Below are 24,865 nucleotides of genomic sequence, written 5' to 3' on the forward strand. Positions count from 1 at the left end.
TAGCACAGCCGCGAAGCATGCGATCTCCTGCGGGTCGGCGCACCCCCGAAGCTCTCGGCGGTCAGCCCGTCACCCCTGCCAAAGGCCCACGCCGCACCGCAGTTTCCACAGGTCGCCGCAGACGGCGAGACCTGCTCACCGACGTTGGTGAGTCGGGAAACCGACCGGCTGCTGTGTCACAGACTCCCGCGACGCGTCCATGCGAGGCGGGTGCACCGAGGCCGCCCGGCCACCTGTTCTCGACTCCGGGCAGCCCCGGCCTATCGAGGGAAGGAATCCATTGAGCGACACCACCGACGTGACGTCGGATGTTTCCAACGTCGCTGGCGATGCCACCACTGCCGCCCCCACACGCCGTCGGCGCAGCGGTACCGGCCTGTCGGCGATGCTGCTGCCTGAGCTCCAGAGCCTGGCCGCGTCGCTCGGTATCTCCGGTACGGCTCGCATGCGCAAGGGCGAGCTGATCAGCGCGATCACCGAGCGGCAGGGCGGCGCCGCCGCCGGAACCCCTCGACCGCGGGCCGAGGTCGCGGCCGCGGCCGCTCCCGCCCGCGAGGAGGTGCACGCCGAGGTCCGCGAGGAGCGGACCGAGACCGAGCGGCGCACCGCCGAGCCGGCGCCGGCTGCCGAGGCGACCGAGGGCCGCACCCGCAGCCGCCGGGGCCGGGCGGCCGCGACGGCCACCACGACCGCCGAGGCGCGGCCGGCCGAGACGCGTGCCGAGGAGGCTCCCGTCGAGACCGGCGAGCGGGCCGAGCGCGGCGAGCGGGCCGAGGGCCGGGGCCGTGAGCGGACCGAGCGCGGTGGCGAGCGTGCCGAGCGGACCGAGCGCGGCGGCGAGCGTGCCGAGCGCGGTGAGCGTGGCGGTGACCGTGGCGAGCGTGCCGACCGTGGCGAGCGCACCGAGCGGGGCGACCGCAACGAGCGGGGCGAGCGTGCCGAGCGGGGCGAGCGCAACGAGCGCACCGACCGGGGCGACCGCAACGACCGCAACGACCGGGGCCAGCGCGCCGAGCGCAACGACGACGGTGACGACGACGGCGAGGGCGGCGGCCGGCGCGGCCGGCGCAGCCGGTTCCGCGACCGCCGGCGTGGCCGCGGCGAGCGCGCCGAGGGCGGCGACGGTGGCGGCCGCGAGCCGCAGGTCGGCGAGGACGACGTGCTCGTTCCGGTCGCCGGCATCATCGACGTGCTCGACAACTACGCCTTCGTCCGGACCACCGGCTACCTGGCCGGCCCGAACGACGTGTACGTCTCGATGTCGCAGATCAAGAAGTACGGCCTGCGCCGCGGCGACGCGATCACCGGCGCCGTGCGTGCCGCCGCCCGGGAGGGCGAGCAGCGGCGCGACAAGTACAACCCGCTGGTCCGGCTCGACACCATCAACGGGATGGAGCCGGACGAGGCGAAGCGCCGGCCGGAGTTCTACAAGCTCACTCCGCTGTACCCGCAGGAGCGGCTGCGGCTGGAGACCGAGCCGCACATCCTCACCACCCGGGTCATCGACCTGGTGATGCCGATCGGCAAGGGCCAGCGGGCGCTGATCGTCTCGCCGCCGAAGGCGGGTAAGACGATGGTGCTGCAGGCGATCGCGAACGCGATCACCCGCAACAACCCGGAGTGCCACCTGATGGTGGTGCTGGTCGACGAGCGGCCGGAAGAGGTCACCGACATGCAGCGGTCGGTGAAGGGCGAGGTCATCGCGGCCACGTTCGACCGTCCGCCGCAGGACCACACCACGGTGGCGGAGCTGGCGATCGAGCGGGCGAAGCGTCTGGTCGAGCTGGGCCACGACGTGGTCGTGCTGCTCGACTCGGTGACCCGGCTCGGTCGGTCGTACAACCTGGCGGCGCCGGCCAGCGGCCGGATCATGTCGGGTGGTATCGACTCCACCGCGCTCTACCCGCCGAAGCGCTTCCTGGGCGCGGCGCGGAACATCGAGAACGGTGGCTCGCTGACCATCCTCGCGACGGCGCTGGTGGAGACCGGCTCGATGGCCGACACGGTCATCTTCGAGGAGTTCAAGGGCACCGGCAACGCCGAGCTGAAGCTGGACCGGAAGATCGCCGACAAGCGGGTCTTCCCGGCGATCGACATCAACCCCTCCGGCACCCGCAAGGAGGAGGTCCTCCTCGCGCCGGAGGAGCTGGCGATCGTCCACAAGCTCCGCAAGGTGCTGCACTCCCTGGACTCGCAGGCGGCGCTCGACCTCCTGCTGGACCGGCTCAAGCAGTCCCGCACGAACATCGAGTTCCTGATGCAGATCGCGAAGTCCACACCGGGCGAGTGACCTGAGGGATCTCCGAGAGGGGCACGGCCTGCGGGCCGTGCCCCTCTTCGCGTACCGGGGTGGGAAGGGGATGAAGTTTTTCTTCGGTTCAGCCGGAGGGTATTGAAACTTCTGTTCAGTCTCGGGTTGACTGTGGTCCATGCGAATCCGCAGTCGATCCGCCCGTCTCGCCGGCGTCCTGCTGCTGACGCCGCTGCTCACCCTCACCGCTCCGGTTCCGCCCGGTGCGGCGGCGGCCGCGGCCGAGCCGCGTACCCCCGCCGAGGACGCCCCGGCGGCCTCCTCCCGTCCCGACTCCGCGGTCGCCCTCGCCAACGACGCCGGTGTGGAGCCGGCCGGCGGCCTGGAGACCGCGAAGACCAGCCGTCCGGTCGCCCCCGGACTCGACCTGACCTCCTTCGACCGGTACGACGCCGACGGCTGGCTGCGGGCCGACGCCCTCACCGCCGACCTCTCCGGCGGCGTCACCGTCGACTACGTCAACTCCGGCGCGGTCACCCGCGACGAGCCGCTGCGCGCGGCGGTGGACCGCTCCCGGGCGGTGGCCGCGGTCAACGGCGACTTCTTCGACATCAACAACTCCGGCGCGGCGCAGGGCATCGGCATCCGCTCCGGCGAACTGGTGCAGTCGCCGGTCGCCGGGCACACCAACGCCGCCGCGATCAGCGCCGAAGGGCTCGGCCGGGTCATCCAGGTCGGCTTCGAGGGCACCGCGGCCCTGCCCGCCGGGCCGGTGCCGCTGACCCAGTTCAACAACATGGTGCAGCGCGACGGCGTGGGCGTCTTCACCCCGCTCTGGGGCTCGTACACCCGGAAGCGGGCCGTGGAGGGCGCCGCGCGGGTGGCCGAGGTGACGGTGACCGGCGGCCGGGTCGCGACCGTGACCGGCACGGCGGGGGAGGGCCCGATCCCGGCCGGGACCACGGTGCTGCTCGGCCGGGAGGCCGGCGCCGACGCCCTCGCGGCGCTGCGCCCCGGCGACCCGGTCGACCTGACCTGGCGGCCGAAGGCGTCCGACGGGAGCAGCCCGCGCGCCGCTGTCGGTGGTGGCAGCGTGCTGGTCCGCGACGGCGTGGTGCAGAACATTGCCGACCAGAGCCTCGCCCCGCGCACCTCGGTCGGGTTCTCCGCCGACGGGCGCAAAATGATCATGCTGACCGTGGACGGCCGGCAGGTGGACAGCCGGGGCGTCACCCAGACCGAGATGGGCCGGATGATGGTCGAGCTGGGCGCGTGGAGCGCGCTCAACCTCGACGGCGGCGGCTCCTCGACGCTGCTGGCCCGGGAGCCGGGCGCGGCGACCGTCCAGGTGGAGAACAGTCCCTCCGACGGCAGCGAGCGGCCGGTGCCGAACGGCCTGGCCATCTACGCGCCGCAGGGCAGCGGCCGGCTCACCGGCTACTGGCTGGAGACCGCGAGCGACCCGACCGCCGCGCCGGGCGTCGCCCCGATCCGCGGCGGCCGGCCGGACCGGGTCTTCCCCGGCCTCACCCGCCGGCTCACGGCCGCGGGCTACGACGAGACGTACGGCCCGGCCGCCGGCACGCCGCAGTGGCGGGCCAACCCGGCCGCCCAGGGCACCGTGGACGACGGGGTGTTCCGGGCCGGCCGGCCCGGCCGCAGCACCGTCACCGCCTGGCGCGACGAGGCGCGCGGCACGCTCGACCTGACCGTGCTGGGCCCGCTGGCGCGCGTCGACTCCACGGTGGACCGTCTCGGCCTCAACCAGCAGGGCGACACCGGACTGTTCGGCGTGGTCGGCTACGACGCGGAGGGGAACACCGCGCCGATCGAGCCGGCCGACCTGAAGCTGGAGTACGACCACGACCTGCTCGCCGTCACCCCCACCGCCGACGGCAACCTCTCCGTCCGGGCGCTCGGCGGCACCGGCGCCGCGCTGGTCACCGTCCGGGTCGGTGCGAAGACCACCGTCCTGCCGGTCACCATCGGGCTCACCGACGTGCCGGTGGCCGGCTTCGACGACGCCGCCTCCTGGAAGTTCAGCCAGGCGCGGGCGAGTGGGGCGGTCGCCCCGGCCGAGGGCCACACCGGCACCGGCCTGAGGATGTCGTACGACTTCAGCCAGTCCACCGGCACCCGCGCCGCGTACGCCGACCCGCCGGCCTGGATCGAGGTGCCCGGGCAGCCGCAGGCGTTCGGCATGTGGATCAAGGGCAACGGCACCGGCGAGTGGCCCAGCCTGCACCTGCACGACGCCCAGGACACCCAGTTCGTGCTGCGCGGCCCCTACCTGACCTGGACCGGCTGGCGGTACGTCGAGTTCACCGTCCCGCCCGGCGTGCAGTACCCCGTCCGGGTGCGCCGGTTCTACGTGGCCGAGACCGACCCGGCCAAGCAGTACCGGAGCGAGGTCGTCATCGACGACCTGGTGGCCCGGGTGCCCCCGACGGCGCACGCGCCGGAGGAGCCGAACATCACCGACCGGGTGGTGCTGCGCGACGGCACCGTGGACGGTGCGCCCTGGCGCTTCGCCGTCATGTCCGACGCCCAGTTCGTGGCCGCCAACCCGGACAGCGACCTGGTCGCCCAGGCCCGCCGTACGCTCCGCGAGATCCGCGCGGCGAAGCCGGACTTCCTGGTCATCGACGGGGACTTCGTGGACACCGCGTACCCGGCGGACTTCGCGCTGGCCAAGCGGATCCTGGACGAGGAGCTGGGCGGCGAGCTGCCGTACTACTACGTGCCCGGCAACCACGAGATCATGGGCGCCCCGATCGGCAACTTCCGGAGCGTGTTCGGGGACACCTCGCGGGTCTTCGACCACCAGGGCACCCGGTTCGTCACCCTGAGCACGGCCACCGGCTCGCTGCGCGGCGGCGGGTTCGACCAGGTGGAGCTGCTGCGGAGGACGCTCGACGCGGCGGCCGCCGACCCGGCGGTCGGCTCGGTCACCGTGCTCTTCCACCACCCGCCCCGCGACCCCAGCCCGGCCAAGGCCAGCCAGCTCGGCGACCGGAAGGAGGCCGCCCTCGTGGAGCAGTGGCTGGCCGACTTCCAGCACCGCACCGGCAAGGGCGCGCTCCTGGTGAACGGGCACGTCGGCACGTTCCACGCCGACCGGGTGGACGGCGTGCCGTACGTGATCAACGGCAACTCGGGCAAGGACCCGTCGACCCCGGCCCAGCTCGGGGGCTTCACCGGCTGGACCGAGTTCGGCGTCGACCCGGTGACCCCGCAGGAGGCCGAGCAGGTCCGCCGGGACCCGCTCGCCGAGGGGCCGAGCTGGATCGCTGCGGAGTTCCACGCCCACGTCGACCGGCTCGCCCTGGCCGCCCCGGCCGAGGTCGCGGTCGGCGCACCGGCCGCCGTCACGGCGACGCTCACCCAGCCCGCCGGCCGCACCGTCCCGGTGGCCGCCCCGGTCAGCGCCGACTGGTCCGGCTCGCCGAACCTGCACATCGGCGACGCCGACGGGGTGAAGCCCTGGCACGTGGCCCGGTTCGACCCGGCGACCGGGCAGTTGACCGCGCTGCGCCCCGGCGGGCAGGTGCTGCTCGCGGTCACCGTCAACGGCGTCCGCGCCGAGGCGACGGTGGCCCTCACGGCGGCGGCGGAGGCGCCCGCCGCCTGACCGGCACCGGGGGCGCGGAAGGTGCGTCCGTTCCCCCGGACCGGTGGCCCCGCCGGCGGGCTCCTCGACCTGGGGGAGGAGCCCGCCGGGCGGACGGCGTCAGAAGTCGCCCTCGGCGACCTGGAAGACGGTCAGGCCGAGCGACCGCCACATCCGGACCACCTGCTGCCGGTCGTCGAAGACACCGACCACCCGGTACCGGTCCCGGATCTCCCGCTCGTAGATCTCCTGCTTGACCACCGCGTCCTTGCGGTGGTCGCCCACGGCCCGCAGGTGCAGCGCCAGGTACGGCACCCTGACGTGCCGGGCCAGCCAGGTCTCGGTGTCGGCCCGGGCGGTGGCGTCCCGGCCGGAGCAGAAGACCACCTCGTGCCCGGCCGCGTGCATGGCCCGCACCGCCGCGATCACCGCCTCGTTCGGCGCGTCCTCGCCGACCCGGGTCATGTCGTACGGGCTGCGTGACACGTTCAGCGCCACCGTGCCGTCGATGTCGACCAGCACGATGTCGGGTTGCCCGGCGCCCTCCCGCTCCACCCGCGCCGGGCCGCCGGTCCGGGCGGTCGGCACCGGCAGCGGCAGCGGGCGGTTCGCCAGGTAGCGCTCGTGCAGCCGGCGGATCGCCGCCTCACCCACCCGGTCGGCCTCGGGACGCGCGGCGTCCCGGCGCAGGCACTCCTCCAGCGGCACGTCGGTGAAGTCGTGCACCTCGAACGCCGCGCCGTGCCGGGCGGCCAGTTCGGCCCAGTCCCGCAGCGTGCGCGAGCGCAGGTTGGTGTCGTCCACGCAGACGCTCACCCGCGCCGCCAGCAGCGCCTCCACCTGGGCCCGCTGCGCCCGGCTGACCTGCCCCTCGGCCCACTGGGTGAAGAGCCGCTCGCCGTGCAGCATCCGGCGCAGGTCGTCGCGGTTGACCCGGACCACGCCGGGCTGGAGCCGGCGGGCGAAGGTGGTCTTGCCGGAAGCGGGCAGCCCGCGGGTGGCGATCAGGCGGAACATCCCGTACCTCCCGTTCATGCCTCGGCCACCTCACGAATGCCCGCGCCGGGCGCGGGAATGCGTACCGGGCGGGGAGCGTTGCGCCTGCCGGACCTGGTGTGCGGCCCGCTCGACGGGTCGGTGGAAGCCCATGGCACACTGGTCAATCGGCCACCGGTTCCGGTTCACGCCCGAGCCCGTCGAGACGACGGGGAGCACGACGGCGACCCGGCGACCACCGACGAAAGGACCGAGGCGACATGAAGCCCAACATCCACCCGGAGTACGTGACCACCGAGGTCCGCTGCTCCTGCGGTAACACGTTCACGACCCGCAGCACCGCCAAGGGCGGTTCGATCAGCGTCGAGACCTGCAGCGCCTGCCACCCGTTCTACACGGGCAAGCAGCGCGTCCTGGACACCGCCGGTCGGGTCGCGAAGTTCCAGCAGAAGTACGCCAAGGTTCAGGCCAAGAAGGCCAAGTAGCTCCGTCGACGACGCCCGTGTCCGGCTCCGTGCCGGGCGCGGGCGTTCGTCCGTTTCCACCCGTTTCCGTCCCTCCCGCCCGGTCGCCGTCGAAGGAGCACCCCCAGCATGAGCAGTGAGCGCCTGGCCGCCCTCCTCGACGAGTACGCCGAGCTGGAGCAGCGGCTGGCCGACCCCGCGATCCACGCCGACCAGGGCACCGCCCGCCGGGTCGGCCGGCGCTACGCGGAGCTGGTCCCGCTGCACAAGGCCGCCGGCGAGCTGGAGCAGGCCCGGGCCGACCTGGCCGCCGCCCGCGAGCTGGCCGCCGAGGACCCGGCCTTCGCCGCCGAGGCGGAGGCCATCGCGGCGTCCCTGCCGGCGCTGGAGGAGAGGCTGGCCGAGCTGCTCATCCCGCGCGACCCGCACGACGCCAAGGACGTCATCGTCGAGATCAAGGCCGGCGAGGGCGGCGAGGAGTCGGCGCTGTTCGCCGGCGACCTGCTGCGGATGTACACCCGCTACGCCGAGCGGCACGGCTGGGTCACCGAGGTGATCGACGCGCAGGACTCCGACCTCGGCGGGGTCAAGGACGTCTCCCTGGCGATCAAGACCAAGGGCGTGCCGGAGGGCGGCAACGGGGTCTGGTCCCGGCTCAAGTGGGAGGGCGGCGTGCACCGGGTGCAGCGCGTCCCGGTGACCGAGTCGCAGGGCCGGATCCACACCAGTGCGGCCGGCGTGCTCGTGCTGCCCGAGGCCGAGGACGTGGACGTCACCATCGACCCGAACGACCTGCGGATCGACGTGTTCCGCTCGTCCGGGCCGGGCGGCCAGTCGGTCAACACCACCGACTCGGCGGTCCGGATCACCCACGTGCCCACCGGCATCGTGGTCTCCTGCCAGAACGAGAAGTCGCAGCTGCAGAACCGCGAGCAGGCCATGCGCATCCTGCGGGCCCGGCTGCTCGCCGCCGCCCAGGAGCAGGCCGACGCGGCCGCCTCGGACGCCCGCAAGGCGCAGGTGCGCACCGTGGACCGGTCGGAGCGGATCCGCACCTACAACTTCCCGCAGAACCGGATCACCGACCACCGGATCGGCTACACGGCGTACAACCTGGACCTGGCGCTGGCCGGCGAGATGGACGGGGTCCTCGACGCTCTGGCCGAGGCCGACCGCGCGGCCCGGCTGGCCGGGGAGACGGAGCTCAGCCGCCGCTGACCGGCCCGCGCTCAGCAGGCGCGGAGGCGGTCCTTGGCGCGCAGCATCTCCCGGTCGGCCAGCTCGAAGGCGGCGCCCAGCGCCTCCCGGACGCTCACCCCGGTGCCCCCGTCGACCTCGGCGAAGCCGATGCTCACCCCGACCGGGGTGCCGGGGACCAGCGACTCCCAGTCCTCGGTGTGGACGGCGGCCTGGATCCGCCGGGCCACCTCGGCCGCCTCCGCCATCCCGGTCTCGGGCAGCACCACGACGAACTCGTCGCCGCCGTACCGGGACACGAAGTCGCCCCGCCGCATCACGCGGTTGATCACCCCGGCGATCCGTTGCAGCACCAGGTCGCCGGAGTGGTGCCCGTGCCGGGTGTTCACCGCCTTGAACCCGTCGAGGTCGCAGACGCCGATCACCACCCGTTCGCCCCGGGCCACCACGGCGCCGATGTAGCGCTCCAGCCGGCGCCGGTTGGGCAGCCCGGTGAGCGGGTCGGTCAGCGCCTCGCCCTCGTACCGGGCGGCCTCGCGGCGCATCTCCTCGTGGTCGATCCGGGCGGCGATGCCGTCGATGTAGACGTCCCGCAGCCGGTCGCTGCGCTGCGCGGCCAGCCGGAACGCGTGCCGGTCGGCCCGGTGCGCGGCGGCGTGGTCACCGGCCCGCGCCAGCGCCACGCTGCGCAGCCGGGGCGCCTCGGCGGCGCCCAGCGTCTCGTCGGAGACCTGGATGGTGTCCAGCCGGGTGACCGCCTCGATGGGGCGGCCCTCGGCGACGGCCAGGCAGACCTGGCCGAACTGGCGCAGGTCGCGGGCGCGGGCGCTGTCCCCGCCGTGCCCGAGCAGGCGGGCCGGGTCGGCGTCCCCGCCGGAGTCCACCCGGTCGCCGAGCGCCGCCCGGCGGGCGGCGGCGTAGCCGTAGGCGGCCAGGCTGCTCGGCCGGAGGTTCCCGGCCCGACCGCTGCGCAGGAAGCGGCTGAGGTCGCCGGCCACGTCGCGGAGCACCCGCAGGCAGCCGTCGCTGTCGCCGTTGTGGTCCAGCGCCACGGCGTTGCGCAGCCGGATGCCGGGCGCGGCGAAGGTCTCCTCGGGGATGCCCGCGGTCACGCCCACCTGGCGGGCGCGCTCGATCGCGCCGAGCGCGTGACCGTGGAAGCTCAGGTAGGAGTAGGCCATCGCCAGGTCGTGCCAGCCCCAGGCGGTGTCCCGGTCCGGGTCATCGTCGGCGCTCAGCGCCCGGGCCGCCCGGACCAGGTGTGTGACGCAGCGGTCCAGCGCCCCCTGGTGGTGGGCGGCGAGCGCGGCGAGGGCGTTGAGGTGCCCGTGCAGGTACGGCTCGGCCAGGTCCCGGACGGCGGCGGAGGCCTCCTCGATGGCCCGGGTGAACTCGGCCGTCCGACCGAGATTGATCAGCGCGGAGAGGCGCTGCACCAGCGCGTCCGCCCGCGCGTACGGGTCGTCGGTGGTGCGGATGACCCGGTCCAGCAGGGCGCACGCCTCCGCCGAGCGGCTGGCCTCCTGCAACGCCCGGGCGCGCCGGAGGGCGTCAACCTGGTCCTCGACCCGGTCGAGCCAGCCCACTCGCGACCTCCCTGTGTGTGCGTCCGGACGCACCCGCTCGTGAGGTGACCCGCGACGCTTCATGATTATGTCGTGACCTCCCTACCGCAACACCCGTCCGAAGGGACAGAACGCGAGCGCCCCTCACGGGTGGTCGCCCGGGCCGCCCAGGCCCTCGCGGCGGCGGGCGTCGAGGCGCCCCGCGCGGAGGCCGAACTGCTGGCCGCGTACGTGCTGGAGGTGCCGCGCGGCCGGCTGGCGCTGGCCGACGGCTTCACCCCGGAGCAGAGCGACCGCCTCGACACGCTGGTCGACCGGCGGGTCGCCCGGGAACCCCTCCAGCACCTCACCGGCGCCGCCGGCTTCCGGCACCTGGAACTGGCGGTCGGCCCGGGCGTCTTCGTGCCCCGGCCGGAGACGGAACTGCTCGCGGGCTGGGGGATCGAGCAGGCGCGCCGGTGGCCCGCGCCGCTGGTCGTCGACCTGTGCAGCGGGTCCGGCGCGATCGCCCTGGCGGTCGCGCAGGAGCTGCCGTCGGCCCGGGTGGTGGCGGTGGAACGGTCGCCGGCGGCGCTGGACTGGCTGCGCCGCAACGCCGCCGGGCGGGCCGCCGCCGGGGACCGGCCGATCGAGGTGGTCGCCGCCGACGTCACCGACCCGGGGCTCCTCGCCGACCTGGTGGGCCGGGTCGACGTGCTGCTCTGCAACCCGCCGTACGTGCCCCGGTCGGTGGTGGTGCCGCCCGAGGTGGCCGGCCACGACCCGGACGAGGCGGTGTTCGGCGGCGCGGACGGGCTGGACGTGATCCGCCCGGTGGTGGGCCGGGCCGCCGCGCTGCTGCGCCCGGGCGGGGTGGTCGGCGTCGAGCACGACGACACCCACGCCACCGCGGTGCCCGCGCTGCTCGCCGCCGACGGCCGCTACGAGCGGGTCGAGGAGCACCGTGACCTGGTCGGGCGGCCCCGGTACGCGACCGCGTCCCGCCGGGCGGACGGCCAGCACGCCGACCCGGCCCCGGCGTGGCAGACTGGCTCCTCGTGATGCTCTACGACTGTCGGTCGCCCGCCGACCGGGACCGCGGCATCGCCGCTGCCATCGAGGCGGTCAAGAACGGGGAACTCGTCGTCCTGCCGACCGACACGGTCTACGGCATCGGCGCCGACGCCTTCACCCCGTACGCGGTGAAGGCCCTCGCGGACGCCAAGGGTGGCGCCCGGCAGGCGCCCCCGGTGCTGATCGGTTCCCGGCACACCCTCGACGGCCTGGTCTTCTCGCTGCCCCGCTCCGCCCGCGAGCTGGTCGAGGCGTTCTGGCCGGGCGCGCTGACCATCGTGGTGGAGCACTCGCCGAGCCTGGCGTGGGACCTGGGCGACTCCAGCGGCACGGTGGCGGTGCGGATGCCGCTGCACCCGGTGGCGCTGGAGGTGCTGCGGGAGACCGGCCCCATGGCGGTGGCCTCGGCCAACAAGGTCGGCCAGCCCGCCGCGCTCACCGCCGAGGAGGCCCGCGACCAGCTCGGCTACGGCGTCCGGGCCTACCTGGAGGCCGGCCCCGCCCCCGACCCGGTGCCGAGCACCATCGTCGACCTGACCGGCGAGGTGCCCCGCGTGCTGCGCCAGGGTGCGGTGAGCCTGGAGAAGCTGCGCGACGTGGTGCCGGACATCCTCGACGAGCGGGGGGTCTGAGTGCCCCCGTTCACCGTGCTGCACGTCTGCATGGGCAACATCTGCCGGTCCCCGATGGCCGAGCGGCTGCTGGTGCTCGCCGTGCGGGAGCGGCTGGGCCGCCTCGGCGTCGACCCGGCCCGCTCGGACGAGCTGGTGCACAGCCACAGCGCCGGCACCGGCGGCTGGCACGCCGGCGAGGAGATGAACCCGCCGGCCGCCCGGCAGGTGACCTCGCGCGGCGGTGCGGTGGACGGGTTCGCCGCCCGCCGGCTCCGCTCCGACCTCATCGACGCCGCCGACCTGGTCCTCACCGCCACCGCCGACCAGCACGAGTACGTGGTGGCGCTGCGCCCGGACGCCGCCGCGCGCACCTTCGTGCTGGGCGAGTTCGGCCGGCTCCTCGGCGGGGTCGACCGGGCCGACCTGCCCCCCGTGGAGGCCACCCCGGAGTCGGTGTACGCCCGCGGCGTGGCGCTGGTCGAGGCGGCGGACGCGGCCCGGCAGGGCGGCACCGCGCTGTCCACCGACGACCTCGACGATCCCTGGGGCCGGGGCGACCAGTGCTTCAGCCGGGTGGCCGACGAGATCGAGGAGACCGTCCAGCCGCTGGCCGCCGCGCTCCTTCCCTGAGGGTTCATCCTTTCTCGCGAACTTCCTGCGCGTTTCGCTGAAGATGGCGGCGAAACGGCCGATTCCGGTCATTCTGAACGGGTCCGTACGGCCGGCTCCTGCGGGGAGAGCTGATGAACCGGGCCCATCTCGACAAGCTGTTCACCGTTCTGCTCGCCGGCGTGCTCGCCGGACTGGCCCTGGCCGCCGCGGCGCTGCCGGCCGCGCTGGTCTTCGGCCTCGGCTTCAAGAACCTGATGCCCTACACCGCGCTGCCGGAGTCGCTGAAGACGCCGCAGCCGGCCCAGCGCTCCAACCTCTACGCCAGTGACGGCCGCACCCTGATCACCTCCTTCTACGTGGAGGACCGGGTGGACGTGCCGGTCGGCGAGGTGGCGCCGGTGATGCGGCAGGCCATCGTTGCCGCCGAGGACGTCCGGTTCTACGAGCACCACGGCGTCGACGTGCGCGGCGTGGCGCGCGCCTTCACGGCCAACCGGCGGGACGGCACCCGGCAGGGCGCCTCCACGCTGACCATGCAGTACGTCCGCAACGCGCTGGCCGGTGACCCCCGGCTGACCGAGGAGCAGCGGGCGAAGGCCACCGAGATCACCGCTGGCCGCAAGATCCGCGAGATGCGGTACGCGCTGGCCCTGGAGCGCCGGATCAGCAAGGACGAGATCCTCGGGCGCTACCTGAACATCGCCTACTTCGGTGCCGGCGCGTACGGCATCGCGGCGGCCAGCAAGCGCTACTTCTCCACCACGCCGGCCAAACTCACCCTGGCCCAGTCGGCGCTGCTCGCCGGGCTGGTCCGCTCACCGGACACCGACGACCCGATCAACGGCGACGCCGACGCGGCGCTGGGCCGCCGGGCGTACGTGCTGGACCGGATGGTGGAGACCGGCCAGGTGACCGGGGCGGACGCGGCCCGGGCCAAGGGCGAGCAGCTCAACCTCAAGCCCAGCGCCACCCCCAACGACTGCACCGCGGTGCCCGCCGGGCACAACGACTGGGGCTTCTTCTGCGACTGGTTCACCCAGTGGTGGAACGCCCAGCCCGCGTTCGGCAAGACGGTGGACGAGCGGCAGCGCACGCTGCGCCGGGGTGGCTGGTCGATCGTCTCCTCGCTCGACGCGGACGTGCAGGCCAAGGCCACCGAGCAGGTGCTGCGGATCTATCCGAACACCAACCAGCGGGCCGCGCCGACCGCGGTGGTGCAGCCGGGCACCGGCCGGGTGCTGGCCATGGCGGTGAACCGCAACTACAGCGTGACCCCGAACCCGGACGCCCGGCAGAACTACCCGAACACGGTCAACCAGCTGGTCGCCGGTGGCGCGGGCATCGAGGGCTACCAGGCGGGCTCGACCTTCAAGCTCTTCGCCCTGCTGGCCGCGCTGGAGTCCGGGCTGCCGCTGAACACCGAGTTCGACGCCCCCAGCGTCTTCGTCACCAGGTATCCGATCGACGGCGGTCCGGCGAGCTGCGGCGGCCACTGGTGCCCGGAGAACGCCAGCCCGTCCTGGATGAACGGCGACCGCACCATGTGGGACGCGTTCGGCCGGTCGGTGAACACCTACTTCGCCTGGCTGACCGAGCGGGTCGGCGCGGACCGGGTGGTGGAGATGGCCGAGCGGCTGGGCATCGTGTTCCGCTCGCCGGAGGACGCCAAGCTGGCCCGGGACGGCGCGGAGAACTGGGGTCCGTTCACTCTCGGGGTCTCCGCCACCACCCCGCTCGACCTGGCCAACGCGTACGCCACCGTGGCCGCCGAGGGGACCTGGTGCCGGCCCACCCCGATCGCCTCGATCACCGACCCCACCGGCCGGAAGATCGCGGCCGGCAACCCGGACTGCCGACAGGTGCTCGACACCGAGGTGGCCCGGGCGGCGGCGGACGCGGCCCGCTGCCCGGTCGGCGACCAGTCGATGTACCGCCGGTGCGACGGCGGCACCGCCGAGGAGCTGGCGCCCGGCCTGCGCCGCCCGCTCGCCGGCAAGACCGGCAGCTCGGAGCGGAACGCCACGGAGACCGTGGTCGCCTTCACCCCGCAGCTCTCCGTGGCGACCATCGCGGCGAACCCGGACAACCCCCGGGACGCCGTCGGCGGCGGGGTCCAGGTCCGCCAGATCGAGGCCGTGGGCCGGCTCCTCGCGTGGGCCTTGCGGGACCAGCCGGTCCTGGACTTCGTCCCGCCGAGCCAGACCGTCGCCTTCGAACGGACCAGCCCCCGCACCGGCGACTGACCGCGGGGCCCGGGTCAGCGGTGGCCGGGCCGCTCGGCGCCGCGGGCGATGTTGCGGGCCATGCCGCCGAAGACGACGGCGTGGAACGGGGCGACCGAGGCCCAGTAGAGGTGACCGGGAAGGCCGTGGGGAAGGAAGACGGCGCGTTGGACGTACCGGCTGTGGCCGTCGCCGGCCGGCTCGACGCGCATCTCCAGCCAGGCCCGGCCGGGCAGCCGCATCTCGGCGCGCAGCCGCAGCAACTCGCCCGGGACGATCTCCTCGACCCGCCAGAAGTCCAGCGCCTCGCCGATTTGGAGGTGGTGCGGGTCGCGCCGGCCCCGGCGCAGCCCCACCCCGCCGATCAGCCGGTCCAGCCAGCCCCGGACCGACCAGGCCAGCGGGAACGAGTACCAGCCGTGCTCGCCGCCGACCCCCTCGACGACCCGCCACAGCGCGGCCGCCGGGGCGTCCACCGCCCGCTCCCGCACGTCGGTGTACGCCGTCCCGCCCGTCCACTGCGGGTCGGTGGGCAGCGGCTCGGCCGGGGCGTCCGGCCCGCTCGCGGTCGACCATCGGGTCTCGACCTGGCCGTCGCGGACCTTCGCCAGCGCCAGGGCCACCGCCTCGTCGAAGCCGGTCAGCCCACCGGGCGGGTCGGGCACGTACCGGGCGATGTCGTGCTCGTGGGCGACCGCCTCGTGGACCAGGCTCTCCACCAGCGGCCGGGCGATCGAGCTCGGCACCGGCGTCACCCAGCCGACCCAGTACGACGAGAGCGACGGGGTCAGCGGCCGGACCGGCAGGATGATCCGCCGGCGCAGCCCGGCGACCCGCGCGTACCGCTGCATCATCTGCTCGAAGGTCAGCACCTCCGGGCCGCCGATGTCGAAGCCCCGGTTCACCTCGGGCGGCAGGTCGGCGCAGCCGACCAGGTAGCGCAGCACGTCGCGGACGGCGATCGGCTGGATCCGGTTGCGCACCCAGCGCGGCGTGACCATGCCCGGCAGCCGCTCGGTCAGATAGCGCAGCATCTCGAACGAGGCCGAGCCGGACCCGATGATCACGGCGGCCCGCAGCACCACGGCCGGCACCCCGCTCGCCAGCAGGATGCGGCCGACCTCCGCGCGGGACCGCAGGTGCGGCGACGGGACCTTCAGGTCCGCCGCCGGCTCCGGCCCGCCCAGGTAGACGATCCGGCGTACGCCCGCGGCGCGGGCCGCCTCGGCGAAGTTCGCCGCGGCCTCCCGGTCGGCTGCCTCGAAGCCGCGCTGCCCGAGCGAGTGGACCAGGTAGTACGCCACGTCCACGCCCTCGAACGCGGCCGGCAGCGTCTCCGGTTTCCGCAGGTCGCCCTCGGCGATCTCGGCCCGGGACGCCCACGGCACGTCGCGCAGCCGCCCCGCCTTGCGGGCCAGGCAGCGGACGGTGTGCCCCTCGGCCAGCAACCGGGGTGCGAGGCGGCCGCCGATGTAACCCGTGGCGCCGGTGACGAGGCATCTCACGGCTTCCAGTCTGCGGCTCCGTAGACTCCTTCGCTGTGGAGAACGCGAGGAACGCCTTCTGGGGGCCGGACTTCCAGCAGCTCAGCACCGTCGATCCGGAGATCGCCGAGGTGGTGCTGGGGGAGTTGGCGCGGCTGCGCGGCGGGCTGCAACTGATCGCCAGCGAGAACCTCACCTCGCCCGCGGTGCTGGCCGCCCTCGGCTCCACGCTGACCAACAAGTACGCCGAGGGCTACCCGGGCCGGCGCTACTACGGCGGCTGCGCCGAGGTGGACCGGGCCGAGGAACTCGGCATCGCCCGGGCCAAGGAGCTGTTCGGGGCCGAGCACGCCAACCTCCAGCCGCACTCCGGCGCGAGCGCCAACCTGGCCGCGTACGCCGCCCTGGTGCAGCCGGGCGACACCGTGCTGGCCATGGACCTGCCGCACGGGGGGCACCTCACCCACGGCAGCCGGGTGAACTTCTCCGGCAAGTGGTTCCACCCGGTCGGCTACACGGTGCGGCGGGACACCGAGCTGATCGACTACGACGAGGTCCGCGACCTGGCGCTCGCGCACCGGCCGAAACTCATCATCTGCGGCGCGACGGCGTACCCCCGGTTGATCGACTTCGCCCGGTTCCGGGAGATCGCCGACGAGGTCGACGCCTACCTCATGGTGGACGCGGCGCACTTCATCGGGCTGGTCGCCGGCCGCGCCATCCCGTCCCCGGTGCCCCACGCCGACGTGGTCACCTGCACCACGCACAAGGTGCTGCGCGGCCCGCGCGGCGGCATGATCCTCTGCCGGGAGCCGCTGGCCGCCCGGATCGACAAGGCGGTCTTCCCCTTCACCCAGGGCGGCCCGCTGATGCACGCGGTCGCCGCCAAGGCGGTCGCCCTGCGCGAGGCCGCCCAGCCCGAGTTCCGGGCGTACGCCTCCCAGGTGGTCAGCAACGCGCAGGCGCTCACCGACGGGCTGGCCGCCGAGGGCATGCGGCCGGTCTCCGGCGGCACCGACACCCACCTGGCCCTGATCGACCTGCGGGAGACCGGAGTGACCGGGGCCGCGGCGGAGGCGCGCTGCGACGCCGCCGGCATCACCCTGAACAAGAACGCCATCCCGTACGACCCGCAGAAGCCGATGGTCGCCTCCGGCATCCGGGTCGGCACGCCGAGCGTCACCACCCAGGGCATGCGCGAGGGGGAGATGCGCCGGATCGCCACGCTGATCGCCCGGGCGGTGCGCACCGACCCGGAGTCGCCCGGTGGCGCGGACGAACTGGGCCGGATCGCCGGCGACGTGACGGAGCTGGTCGGTGCCTTCCCGGCGTACCCCCGTGGCTGAGCCGGGGACGCGCGCGGCGGAGGCGGTCGCGGACCGCGGCTGGCGACTGCGCCACCTGCCGGTGCTGGTCGTCGCCTCGGTGGTGATGGCCGCCGTGGCGGCGGTGGCCGGCGGGCTGGCCCGGGGCGCGGACGGCGCGCTCGGCGCGGCGGCCGGGGTGGCCGTCACCGCGGCCAGCTACACGCTCACCACGGTCGTGCTGGCCTGGGCGGACGCCCGGGACCCGCAGCTCGTGCTGCCGTTCGGGGTCGGCGTCTACATCGCCAAGATGACCCTGCTCGGCGGGGTGATGGTGCTGGTCGCGTCGACCGGCTGGCCGGGGCTGGTCCCGTTCGCCCTGGGCATCGCCGCGGGCGTGGTGATCTGGACCGGGGTGCACATCTGGTGGCTGGCCACGGTGCACGCCCGCCGCGTCCACACCTGATCCGTCCCACGGTTCGGACGGCACGCCGTGTGTCCGCGATCGGTCATTCTCTCAGTGGCGAGAGGGGAGTAGCGTGCCTCCAGACGACTTCGCCCACCCGTGTCCCACACAACAAGGTTGTGCGGGGGGTGAGGCACAGCCTCTTCGGCTCGACTGATATCGTTCGCCCCGTCATGGCCGGTGACCAGAAACCCCCCAGCACTGGCGGCCCGGGCGACGTTCCGTCCGGTGCCGGCCAGGGTTGGACCGCGCTCAGCTACCTCATCGGAGGCATGCTCGTGTGGGGCTTCATCGGCTGGCTGGTCGACCAGTGGCTCGACCTCGGCGGCATCGCCACCGGGATCGGCGTCGTGCTCGGCATGGCCGGGGGAATCGTCCTGGTCGTCCGCCGACTCGGCACGCCTACTTAGGAAGGGACGCGGTGTTCGGACAGGCGAACGTCCTGGCAGCGGGCCAGGCGGAATTCCCACCCAGTGTGGAGGACTTCTACCTGCCCAGCATCCTGCCCTGGGGTGCGCACGACAACTACTGGTTCACCAAGATCACGTTCATGGTCTGGCTGGCCGTCGGGGTCCTGATCCTGTTCTTCCTGCTCAGCTACCGCAACCCGAAGCTGGTGCCGACGAAGAAGCAGTGGTTCGCCGAGTCGGTCTACGGCTTCGTCCGGAACAACATCGCGGTCGACATGATCGGGCACGCGGGGGTGCGGTTCGCGCCGTACTTCACCACGCTCTTCTGCTTCATCCTGCTGACCAACGCGTTCGCGATCATCCCGTTCTTCCAGATCTCGCCGAACTCGCACATCGCCTTCCCGGCGTTCCTCGCCGTGATCAGCTACGTGATGTTCAACTGGATCGGCATCCGGCACCACGGCTTCGTCAAGTACTTCAAGAACTCGCTCATCCCGCCGGCACCCTGGTACATCCTGCCGCTGCTGATCCCGATCGAGTTCTTCTCGACGTTCCTGGTCCGGCCGTTCTCGCTGGCCGTCCGTCTCTTCGCGAACATGTTCGCCGGCCACATGCTCCTGCTGGTCTTCACGCTCGGCGGCTTCGCCATGCTCAGCGCCAACGCCTGGCTGGCGCCGGTCTCGGTGCTGTCCTGGGTGATGACGATCGCGCTGACCTTCCTCGAGTTCCTGGTGATCTGTCTGCAGGCGTACGTCTTCACGGTGCTGACCGCCAGCTACGTGCAGGGTGCGCTCGCCGAAGAGCACTGATCCCACTCTTTCGCACCAACCGTTGTCGTCCCGCGTGACCGTCACGCGTGATAACCAGGAGGAACCGTAATGAGCATCCTTGCCGAGGTAACGGGCAGCACCGCTGCCATCGGTTACGGCCTGGCCGCCATCGGCCCGGGCATCGGCGTGGGCCTGGTCTTCTCGGCCTACATCCAGTCGACGGCCCGCCAGCCGGAGTCGTCCCGGATGACCCTCCCGTACGTCTGGATCGGCTTCGCCGTCATCGAGGCGCTGGCCCTGCTCGGCATCGCCTTCGGCTTCATCTGGGCCGGCACCGCCTGATCCAGCCCCTCTGACCGGGAGGTTTTCCCATGTACTTCCTCGCCGCGGAGGGTGGTGAAGCGGCCCACAACCCGATCATTCCCGCCTGGGAGGAGATCGTGGTCGGCGGCATCGCCTTCATCGTGCTCTGCTTCGTGCTGATGAAGTTCGTCTTCCCGCGCATGGAGCAGACGTTCCAGGCCCGGGTCGACGCGATCGAGGGCGGCATCAAGCGCGCCGAGGCCGCCCAGGCCGAGGCGAACCAGCTGCTCGAGCAGTACCGGGCCCAGCTCGCGGAGGCGCGTACCGACGCCGCCAAGATCCGCGACGACGCCCGGGCCGACGCCGAGGGCATCCGCCAGGACATCCTCGCCAAGGCGCGCGAGGAGTCCGACCGGATCATCGCCGCCGGCAAGGAGCAGCTCGCCGCCGAGCGGGCCACCATCGTGCGTGAGCTGCGCACCGAGGTGGGCACCATCGCGGTGGACCTGGCCAGCAAGATCGTCGGCGAGTCGCTCGCTGACGAGGCGCGTCGCAAGGGCACCGTGGACCGGTTCCTGAGCGGTCTCGAGAGCACGGGGGCCCGCTGATGCAGGCCGCCAGCCGGGAGTCGTACAAGGTCGCGGCCGAGCGCCTCGACGCGTACGCCCGCGGCGCGGAGCCGTCGGCGGTGTCCTCCACCGCCGACGACATCCTCTCCGTCGCCGCGCTGCTGCGGCGTGAGCCGCGGCTGCGCCGGGCGCTCTCCGACCCGGCCCGCCCCGGTGCGGACCGGGCCGGCCTGCTCGGCGACATGCTGCGCGGCCGGATCGGCGCGGAGGCGCTCGACCTGGTCACCTCGCTGATCTCCGGCCGCTGGTCGGCCCCGACGGAACTGCTCGACGGCACCGAGCGGCTGGGCGTCGAGGCGCTCCTGGCGAGCGCCGACAAGGCCGGCGAGCTGGGCGAGGTCGAGGACGAGCTGTTCCGGTTCGGGCAGGTCGTCTCCGGTTCGCCGGAGCTGTCCAACGCGCTCTCCGACCCGATGGCCCCGGCCGAGCGCCGGGCCACCCTGGTTGACCAGCTGCTCGCCGGCAAGGCCCGGCCGATCACCGGTTACCTCGTCGGGGTCGCGCTCGGCGGGTTCGGGGGACGCTCCTTCACCGGGGCGCTCACCCGGCTGGTCGAGCTGGCCGCCGATCGGCAGGACCGTCAGGTCGCGTACGTGACCGTGGCGGCCCCGCTGAGTGACGAGGAGGAGCGACGCCTCGGTGCACGCCTCTCCGAGATGTACGGTCGAGAGGTTTCCGTCAAGCAGGTGGTCGACCCCGACGTGCTCGGTGGCGTCAGCGTGCGGGTCGGCTCCGACCTGTACGACGGCACCGTCCTGCGCCGCCTCAACGAGACCCGCAACGCGCTCGCGAAGCGCTGATCAGCGTCTTAGCAGCCCTGATTCGACGCCATCGGACCGGTCGGTACTAGGTATCCCGGGCCCCTGATACTTAAGGAAGCAGAGGATGGCCGAGCTGACCATCTCGACGGAGGAGATCCGCGGCGCCCTGGAGCGCTACGTCTCCTCCTACTCGACCGACGTCTCCCGCGAGGAGGTCGGCACCGTCGCCGACACCGGTGACGGCATCGCCCACGTCGAGGGCCTGCCCTCGACCATGACCAACGAGCTCCTGGAGTTCGAGGACGGCACGCTCGGCGTGGCGCTGAACCTCGACGTCCGGGAGATCGGTGTCGTCGTTCTCGGTGACTCCGCCAAGCTGGAGGAGGGGCAGCGCGTCAAGCGCACCGGCCGGGTGCTCTCGGTTCCGGTCGGTGACGCCTTCCTCGGCCGCGTGGTCAACGCGCTCGGCCAGCCGATCGACGGGCTCGGCGACATCCCGAACGAGGGCTTCCGCGAGCTGGAGCTCCAGGCCCCGAACGTGATGGCCCGGCAGTCGGTGTTCGAGCCGCTGCAGACCGGTATCAAGGCCGTCGACGCCATGACCCCGATCGGTCGGGGCCAGCGTCAGCTGATCATCGGTGACCGGAAGACCGGCAAGACCACGGTCGCCCTGGACGCGGTGCTCAACCAGCGCGACAACTGGCGCTCCGGCGACCCGAAGAAGCAGGTCCGCTGCATCTACGTCGCCATCGGCCAGAAGGCCTCCACGATCGCCTCGATCAAGGGCATCCTGGAGGAGGCGGGTGCGATGGAGTACACCACCATCGTCGCCTCCCCGGCCTCCGACCCGGCCGGCTTCAAGTACCTCGCCCCCTACACCGGCTCGTCCATCGGGCAGCACTGGATGTACGGCGGCAAGCACGTCCTGATCATCTTCGACGACCTGAGCAAGCAGGCCGAGGCGTACCGCGCCGTGTCCCTGCTGCTGCGTCGCCCGCCGGGCCGCGAGGCGTACCCGGGTGATGTCTTCTACCTGCACTCCCGCCTGCTGGAGCGCTGCGCCAAGCTCTCCGACGAGCTGGGTGGCGGTTCGATGACCGGTCTGCCGATCATCGAGACGAAGGCCAACGACATCTCGGCCTTCATCCCGACCAACGTCATCTCCATCACCGACGGTCAGATCTTCCTCGAGACCGACCTGTTCAACCAGGGCGTCCGGCCGGCCATCAACGTCGGCACCTCGGTCTCCCGGGTCGGTGGCGCCGCGCAGGTCAAGCCGATGCGCAAGGTCGCCGGTTCGCTGCGGCTCAACCTGGCCCAGTACCGCGAGCTGGAGGCGTTCGCCGCCTTCGCCTCCGACCTGGACCGGGCCTCCCGCGCCCAGCTGGAGCGCGGTGCCCGCCTGGTCGAGCTGCTCAAGCAGCCGAACTACTCGCCGTACCCGGTGCAGGAGCAGGTCGTCTCCGTCTGGGCCGGCGTCGAGGGCAAGCTGGACGACATCCCGGTCGGCGACGTCCGCCGCTTCGAGTCCGAGTTCCTCCAGTACCTCCGGCACAAGCACGAGGGTGTCCTGGCCGGGATCGCGGACAACAAGTGGGACGACGACATCATCGGCTCGCTCGACTCGGCCATCACCGAGTTCAAGAACGTCTTCCTGGGCAAGGAGGACGAGGTCCGGCTCAACGAGGCCCCGGCCGCGCCGCTCGAGGGCGAGGAGAACCGCGAGACGGTGACCCGCTTCCGCGACGGTTCGACCGACCGCCCGGCAGAGAGCTGATCCATGGCGGCCCAGGTTCGCGTTCTTCGCCAGCGGATCCGCTCGGCGAAGGGGATGAAGAAGATCACCAAGGCGATGGAGCTCGTGGCGACGAGCCGCATCGCCAAGGCCCAGGCTCGGGTGGAGGCGTCGCTGCCGTACGCCAACGCCATCACCGGCGTGCTCACGGCGCTGGCGTCCAACGCGCGGATCGACCACCCGCTGCTCACCCCGCGTGAGCGGGTGCGGCGGGCGGGCGTCCTGCTGGTCACCAGTGACCGGGGCCTGGCCGGCGGCTACAGCTCCAACGCGATCAGGACCGCGGAGTCGCTGATCGCCCGGCTCAAGGCCGATGGCAAGGAGCCGGTGCTCTACGTCATCGGGCGGAAGGGCGTGGGGTTCTACCGGTTCCGTAACCGGGAGATCGCAGCCAGTTGGACGGGCTTCTCGGAGCAGCCCTCCTTCGCGGACGCCCGCGAGGTGGGCGAGACGCTGATCAAGGCGTTCTCGGCCGGCGCGGACGACGTGGACGGGCAGGCCGGGGCGGACGGGATCGCCGGTGTCGACGAACTGCACATCGTCTACACCGAGTTTCACTCCCTGATGACCCAGACGCCGGTCGCGAAGGTCATCGGCCCGATGCAGGTCGAGGACCGGCCGCGGTCCGAGGGGCTGCTGCCGGCGTACGAGTTCGAGCCGGAGGCGGAGGCGCTGCTCGACGCGCTGCTGCCGAAGTACATCAACACGCGGATCTACGCGGCGTTGATCGAATCGGCGGCGAGTGAGTCGGCGTCCCGGCGGCGGGCGATGAAGAGCGCCACCGACAACGCCGAAGAGATGATCGAGAAGTACACGCGTGAGATGAACTCGGCCCGCCAGGCCGGGATCACCCAGGAGATCAGCGAGATCGTCGGCGGCGCGAACGCGCTGGCCGCGTCGGGAAGTGAAGTGTGATGACTGCCCCAGTAGAGACCAAGACGGCCACGGGTCGCGTGGTCCGGGTCATCGGCCCGGTCGTCGACGCCGAGTTCCCGCGCGACGCCATGCCGGCCCTGTTCAACGCCCTGAACGTGGACGTGACGCTCTCCGGCGGCGAGAAGACGCTGACCCTGGAGGTCGCTCAGCACCTGGGCGACAACCTGGTCCGCGCCATCTCGATGCAGCCGACCGACGGCCTGGTCCGCGGTGCCGAGGTGCACGACTCCGGCTCGCCGATCACCGTGCCGGTGGGCGACGCCGTCAAGGGTCACGTGTTCAACGCGATCGGCGAGTGCCTGAACCTCACCGAGGGTGAGACCATCCAGGCCGACGACCGGTGGGGCATCCACCGCAAGGCCCCGGACTTCGCGGACCTGGAGCCGAAGACCGAGATGCTGGAGACCGGCATCAAGGTCATCGACCTGCTCGCCCCGTACGTCAAGGGCGGCAAGATCGGCCTGTTCGGCGGCGCGGGCGTGGGCAAGACGGTGCTCATCCAGGAGATGATCACCCGGGTGGCCCGGAACTTCGGTGGTACCTCGGTCTTCGCCGGCGTGGGTGAGCGCACCCGCGAGGGCAACGACCTCATCGCCGAGATGACCGAGTCCGGCGTCATCGACAAGACCGCGCTGGTCTACGGCCAGATGGACGAGCCGCCGGGCACCCGGCTGCGGGTCGCCCTCTCCGCGCTGACCATGGCGGAGTACTTCCGGGACGTGAAGAAGCAGGAGGTGCTGCTCTTCATCGACAACATCTTCCGCTTCACCCAGGCCGGTTCCGAGGTCTCCACCCTGCTCGGCCGCATGCCGAGCGCCGTGGGTTACCAGCCGACCCTGGCCGACGAGATGGGCGAGCTCCAGGAGCGGATCACCTCCGTCCGGGGCCAGGCCATCACCTCGATGCAGGCGATCTACGTGCCCGCCGACGACTACACCGACCCGGCGCCGGCCACCACGTTCGCCCACCTCGACGCGACCACCAACCTGGAGCGGTCGATCTCCGACAAGGGCATCTACCCGGCCGTGGACCCGCTGGCGTCCTCGTCCCGGATCCTCGCCCCGGAGTTCGTCGGCGCGGAGCACTTCCAGGTCGCCACCGAGGTGAAGCGGATCCTGCAGCGCTACAAGGACCTGCAGGACATCATCGCCATCCTCGGTATCGAGGAGCTCTCCGAGGAGGACAAGGTCACGGTGGGCCGGGCCCGCCGGATCGAGCGCTTCTTGTCGCAGAACACCTACGCCGCCGAGCAGTTCACCGGCGTGCCGGGCTCGACGGTCCCGATCGCCGAGACCATCGAGGCGTTCAAGAAGATCAGCGAGGGCGAGTACGACCACTTCCCCGAGCAGGCGTTCTTCATGTGCGGCGGTCTGGAGGACCTCGAGAAGAAGGCCAAGGAGCTGATGGAGGGCTGAGAGCCCGA

21 protein-coding genes are annotated in these 24,865 nt (G+C 72.8%); 18 read left to right on the plus strand and 3 right to left on the minus strand.

All coding sequences use genetic code 11. The features are described 5' to 3' along the window. Window positions 1-280: 280 nt before the first annotated feature. Both rho and IEY96_RS16735 read left to right on the plus strand, forming a co-directional pair. A complete protein-coding gene (gene rho / locus IEY96_RS16730; protein ID WP_189195702.1) occupies window positions 281-2,290 on the plus strand; it encodes a transcription termination factor Rho in 2,010 nt (669 codons plus the stop codon). 139 nt (window positions 2,291-2,429) lie between these two features. Next, window positions 2,430-5,882 carry a phosphodiester glycosidase family protein gene (locus IEY96_RS16735; RefSeq protein ID WP_189195703.1) on the plus strand — a complete coding sequence of 1,151 codons (3,453 nt, stop codon included), beginning with the start codon at window positions 2,430-2,432 and terminating at the stop codon, window positions 5,880-5,882. A gap of 99 nt (window positions 5,883-5,981) precedes the next feature. Here the strand turns inward: IEY96_RS16735 and IEY96_RS16740 are convergent, their stop codons facing one another. Next, complete coding sequence (locus IEY96_RS16740) at window positions 5,982-6,878, minus strand: phosphatase domain-containing protein (protein ID WP_189195758.1); 897 nt, start codon at window positions 6,876-6,878, stop codon at window positions 5,982-5,984. Between the two features lie 239 nt (window positions 6,879-7,117). On the opposite strand from IEY96_RS16740, the gene rpmE reads away from it, so the two are divergent. Next, window positions 7,118-7,342: a 50S ribosomal protein L31 gene (gene rpmE / locus IEY96_RS16745; RefSeq protein ID WP_091262200.1), complete on the plus strand. Its 225-nt coding sequence runs from the start codon at window positions 7,118-7,120 to the stop codon at window positions 7,340-7,342. A gap of 108 nt (window positions 7,343-7,450) precedes the next feature. Then, window positions 7,451-8,539, plus strand: a complete 1,089-nt coding sequence (gene prfA, locus IEY96_RS16750) for a peptide chain release factor 1 (RefSeq protein ID WP_189195704.1) — start codon at window positions 7,451-7,453, stop codon at window positions 8,537-8,539. Between the two features lie 11 nt (window positions 8,540-8,550). Here prfA and IEY96_RS16755 read toward each other — a convergent pair whose 3' ends face one another. Further along, complete coding sequence (locus tag IEY96_RS16755) at window positions 8,551-10,104, minus strand: GGDEF domain-containing protein (RefSeq protein WP_189195705.1); 1,554 nt, start codon at window positions 10,102-10,104, stop codon at window positions 8,551-8,553. A 129-nt stretch (window positions 10,105-10,233) separates the two neighbouring features. Between IEY96_RS16755 and prmC the strand changes: the two genes are divergently transcribed. From prmC to IEY96_RS16775, 4 genes are all read left to right on the plus strand, one after another. Continuing rightward, entirely contained in the window at window positions 10,234-11,124 is an 891-nt protein-coding gene (gene prmC / locus IEY96_RS16760; protein ID WP_373293583.1) for a peptide chain release factor N(5)-glutamine methyltransferase, read from the plus strand. Beyond that, window positions 11,124-11,768 (plus strand): L-threonylcarbamoyladenylate synthase, encoded by a 645-nt coding sequence (locus IEY96_RS16765; protein WP_091322297.1) that lies wholly within the window; start codon window positions 11,124-11,126, stop codon window positions 11,766-11,768. The genes prmC and IEY96_RS16765 overlap by 1 nt, the downstream gene beginning before the upstream one ends. Beyond that, entirely contained in the window at window positions 11,769-12,380 is a 612-nt protein-coding gene (locus IEY96_RS16770) for an arsenate reductase/protein-tyrosine-phosphatase family protein (RefSeq protein ID WP_189195707.1), read from the plus strand. A 113-nt stretch (window positions 12,381-12,493) separates the two neighbouring features. Continuing rightward, window positions 12,494-14,605, plus strand: coding sequence for a transglycosylase domain-containing protein (locus tag IEY96_RS16775; RefSeq protein WP_189195708.1), 2,112 nt, complete (start codon window positions 12,494-12,496; stop codon window positions 14,603-14,605). A gap of 14 nt (window positions 14,606-14,619) precedes the next feature. Here IEY96_RS16775 and IEY96_RS16780 read toward each other — a convergent pair whose 3' ends face one another. Beyond that, complete coding sequence (locus IEY96_RS16780) at window positions 14,620-16,089, minus strand: SDR family oxidoreductase (RefSeq protein WP_189195709.1); 1,470 nt, start codon at window positions 16,087-16,089, stop codon at window positions 14,620-14,622. 35 nt (window positions 16,090-16,124) lie between these two features. Between IEY96_RS16780 and glyA the strand changes: the two genes are divergently transcribed. From glyA to atpD, 10 genes are all read left to right on the plus strand, one after another. Beyond that, entirely contained in the window at window positions 16,125-17,414 is a 1,290-nt protein-coding gene (gene glyA, locus IEY96_RS16785) for a serine hydroxymethyltransferase (RefSeq protein WP_189195710.1), read from the plus strand. Then, window positions 17,407-17,838 (plus strand): hypothetical protein, encoded by a 432-nt coding sequence (locus IEY96_RS16790; protein ID WP_189195711.1) that lies wholly within the window; start codon window positions 17,407-17,409, stop codon window positions 17,836-17,838. Before glyA ends, IEY96_RS16790 begins: the two co-directional genes overlap by 8 nt. Window positions 17,839-18,011: 173 nt before the next feature. Continuing rightward, window positions 18,012-18,248, plus strand: a complete 237-nt coding sequence (locus IEY96_RS16795; protein WP_189195712.1) for an AtpZ/AtpI family protein — start codon at window positions 18,012-18,014, stop codon at window positions 18,246-18,248. A gap of 11 nt (window positions 18,249-18,259) precedes the next feature. After that, window positions 18,260-19,057: a F0F1 ATP synthase subunit A gene (gene atpB / locus IEY96_RS16800; RefSeq protein ID WP_189195713.1), complete on the plus strand. Its 798-nt coding sequence runs from the start codon at window positions 18,260-18,262 to the stop codon at window positions 19,055-19,057. A gap of 69 nt (window positions 19,058-19,126) precedes the next feature. Then, window positions 19,127-19,360 (plus strand): ATP synthase subunit C-like protein, encoded by a 234-nt coding sequence (locus IEY96_RS16805; protein ID WP_046563803.1) that lies wholly within the window; start codon window positions 19,127-19,129, stop codon window positions 19,358-19,360. Window positions 19,361-19,389: 29 nt separating this feature from the next. After that, complete coding sequence (locus tag IEY96_RS16810; RefSeq protein WP_189195714.1) at window positions 19,390-19,929, plus strand: F0F1 ATP synthase subunit B; 540 nt, start codon at window positions 19,390-19,392, stop codon at window positions 19,927-19,929. Further along, on the plus strand, window positions 19,929-20,750 hold the full coding sequence (locus tag IEY96_RS16815) for a F0F1 ATP synthase subunit delta (protein ID WP_189195715.1): 822 nt from the start codon (window positions 19,929-19,931) through the stop codon (window positions 20,748-20,750). The genes IEY96_RS16810 and IEY96_RS16815 overlap by 1 nt, the downstream gene beginning before the upstream one ends. An 85-nt stretch (window positions 20,751-20,835) precedes the next feature. Further along, window positions 20,836-22,488, plus strand: a complete 1,653-nt coding sequence (atpA, locus tag IEY96_RS16820; RefSeq protein ID WP_189195716.1) for a F0F1 ATP synthase subunit alpha — start codon at window positions 20,836-20,838, stop codon at window positions 22,486-22,488. A gap of 3 nt (window positions 22,489-22,491) precedes the next feature. Beyond that, window positions 22,492-23,421, plus strand: a complete 930-nt coding sequence (locus IEY96_RS16825) for a F0F1 ATP synthase subunit gamma (RefSeq protein ID WP_189195717.1) — start codon at window positions 22,492-22,494, stop codon at window positions 23,419-23,421. Next, the gene (atpD, locus tag IEY96_RS16830) at window positions 23,421-24,857 is read left to right on the plus strand and encodes a F0F1 ATP synthase subunit beta (protein ID WP_189195718.1); all 1,437 of its coding nucleotides are present in this window, start codon (window positions 23,421-23,423) and stop codon (window positions 24,855-24,857) included. The genes IEY96_RS16825 and atpD overlap by 1 nt, the downstream gene beginning before the upstream one ends. Window positions 24,858-24,865: the final 8 nt, after the last annotated feature.

Source organism: Micromonospora fulviviridis (assembly GCF_014648395.1).
Lineage (GTDB): Bacteria > Actinomycetota > Actinomycetes > Mycobacteriales > Micromonosporaceae > Micromonospora > Micromonospora fulviviridis.

Bases quoted from the DNA above. Each gene is read 5' to 3' on its own strand.
- IEY96_RS16735 (WP_189195703.1), top strand. From the start codon at position 2,430: ATGCGAATCCGCAGTCGATCCGCCCGTCTCGCCGGCGTCCTGCTGCTG.
- IEY96_RS16740 (WP_189195758.1), bottom strand. From the start codon at position 6,878: ATGTTCCGCCTGATCGCCACCCGCGGGCTGCCCGCTTCCGGCAAGACC.
- rpmE (WP_091262200.1), top strand. From the start codon at position 7,118: ATGAAGCCCAACATCCACCCGGAGTACGTGACCACCGAGGTCCGCTGC.
- prfA (WP_189195704.1), top strand. From the start codon at position 7,451: ATGAGCAGTGAGCGCCTGGCCGCCCTCCTCGACGAGTACGCCGAGCTG.
- IEY96_RS16765 (WP_091322297.1), top strand. From the start codon at position 11,124: ATGCTCTACGACTGTCGGTCGCCCGCCGACCGGGACCGCGGCATCGCC.
- IEY96_RS16775 (WP_189195708.1), top strand. From the start codon at position 12,494: ATGAACCGGGCCCATCTCGACAAGCTGTTCACCGTTCTGCTCGCCGGC.
- IEY96_RS16795 (WP_189195712.1), top strand. From the start codon at position 18,012: ATGGCCGGTGACCAGAAACCCCCCAGCACTGGCGGCCCGGGCGACGTT.
- IEY96_RS16805 (WP_046563803.1), top strand. From the start codon at position 19,127: ATGAGCATCCTTGCCGAGGTAACGGGCAGCACCGCTGCCATCGGTTAC.
- IEY96_RS16810 (WP_189195714.1), top strand. From the start codon at position 19,390: ATGTACTTCCTCGCCGCGGAGGGTGGTGAAGCGGCCCACAACCCGATC.
- IEY96_RS16815 (WP_189195715.1), top strand. From the start codon at position 19,929: ATGCAGGCCGCCAGCCGGGAGTCGTACAAGGTCGCGGCCGAGCGCCTC.
- atpA (WP_189195716.1), top strand. From the start codon at position 20,836: ATGGCCGAGCTGACCATCTCGACGGAGGAGATCCGCGGCGCCCTGGAG.
- IEY96_RS16825 (WP_189195717.1), top strand. From the start codon at position 22,492: ATGGCGGCCCAGGTTCGCGTTCTTCGCCAGCGGATCCGCTCGGCGAAG.
- atpD (WP_189195718.1), top strand. From the start codon at position 23,421: ATGACTGCCCCAGTAGAGACCAAGACGGCCACGGGTCGCGTGGTCCGG.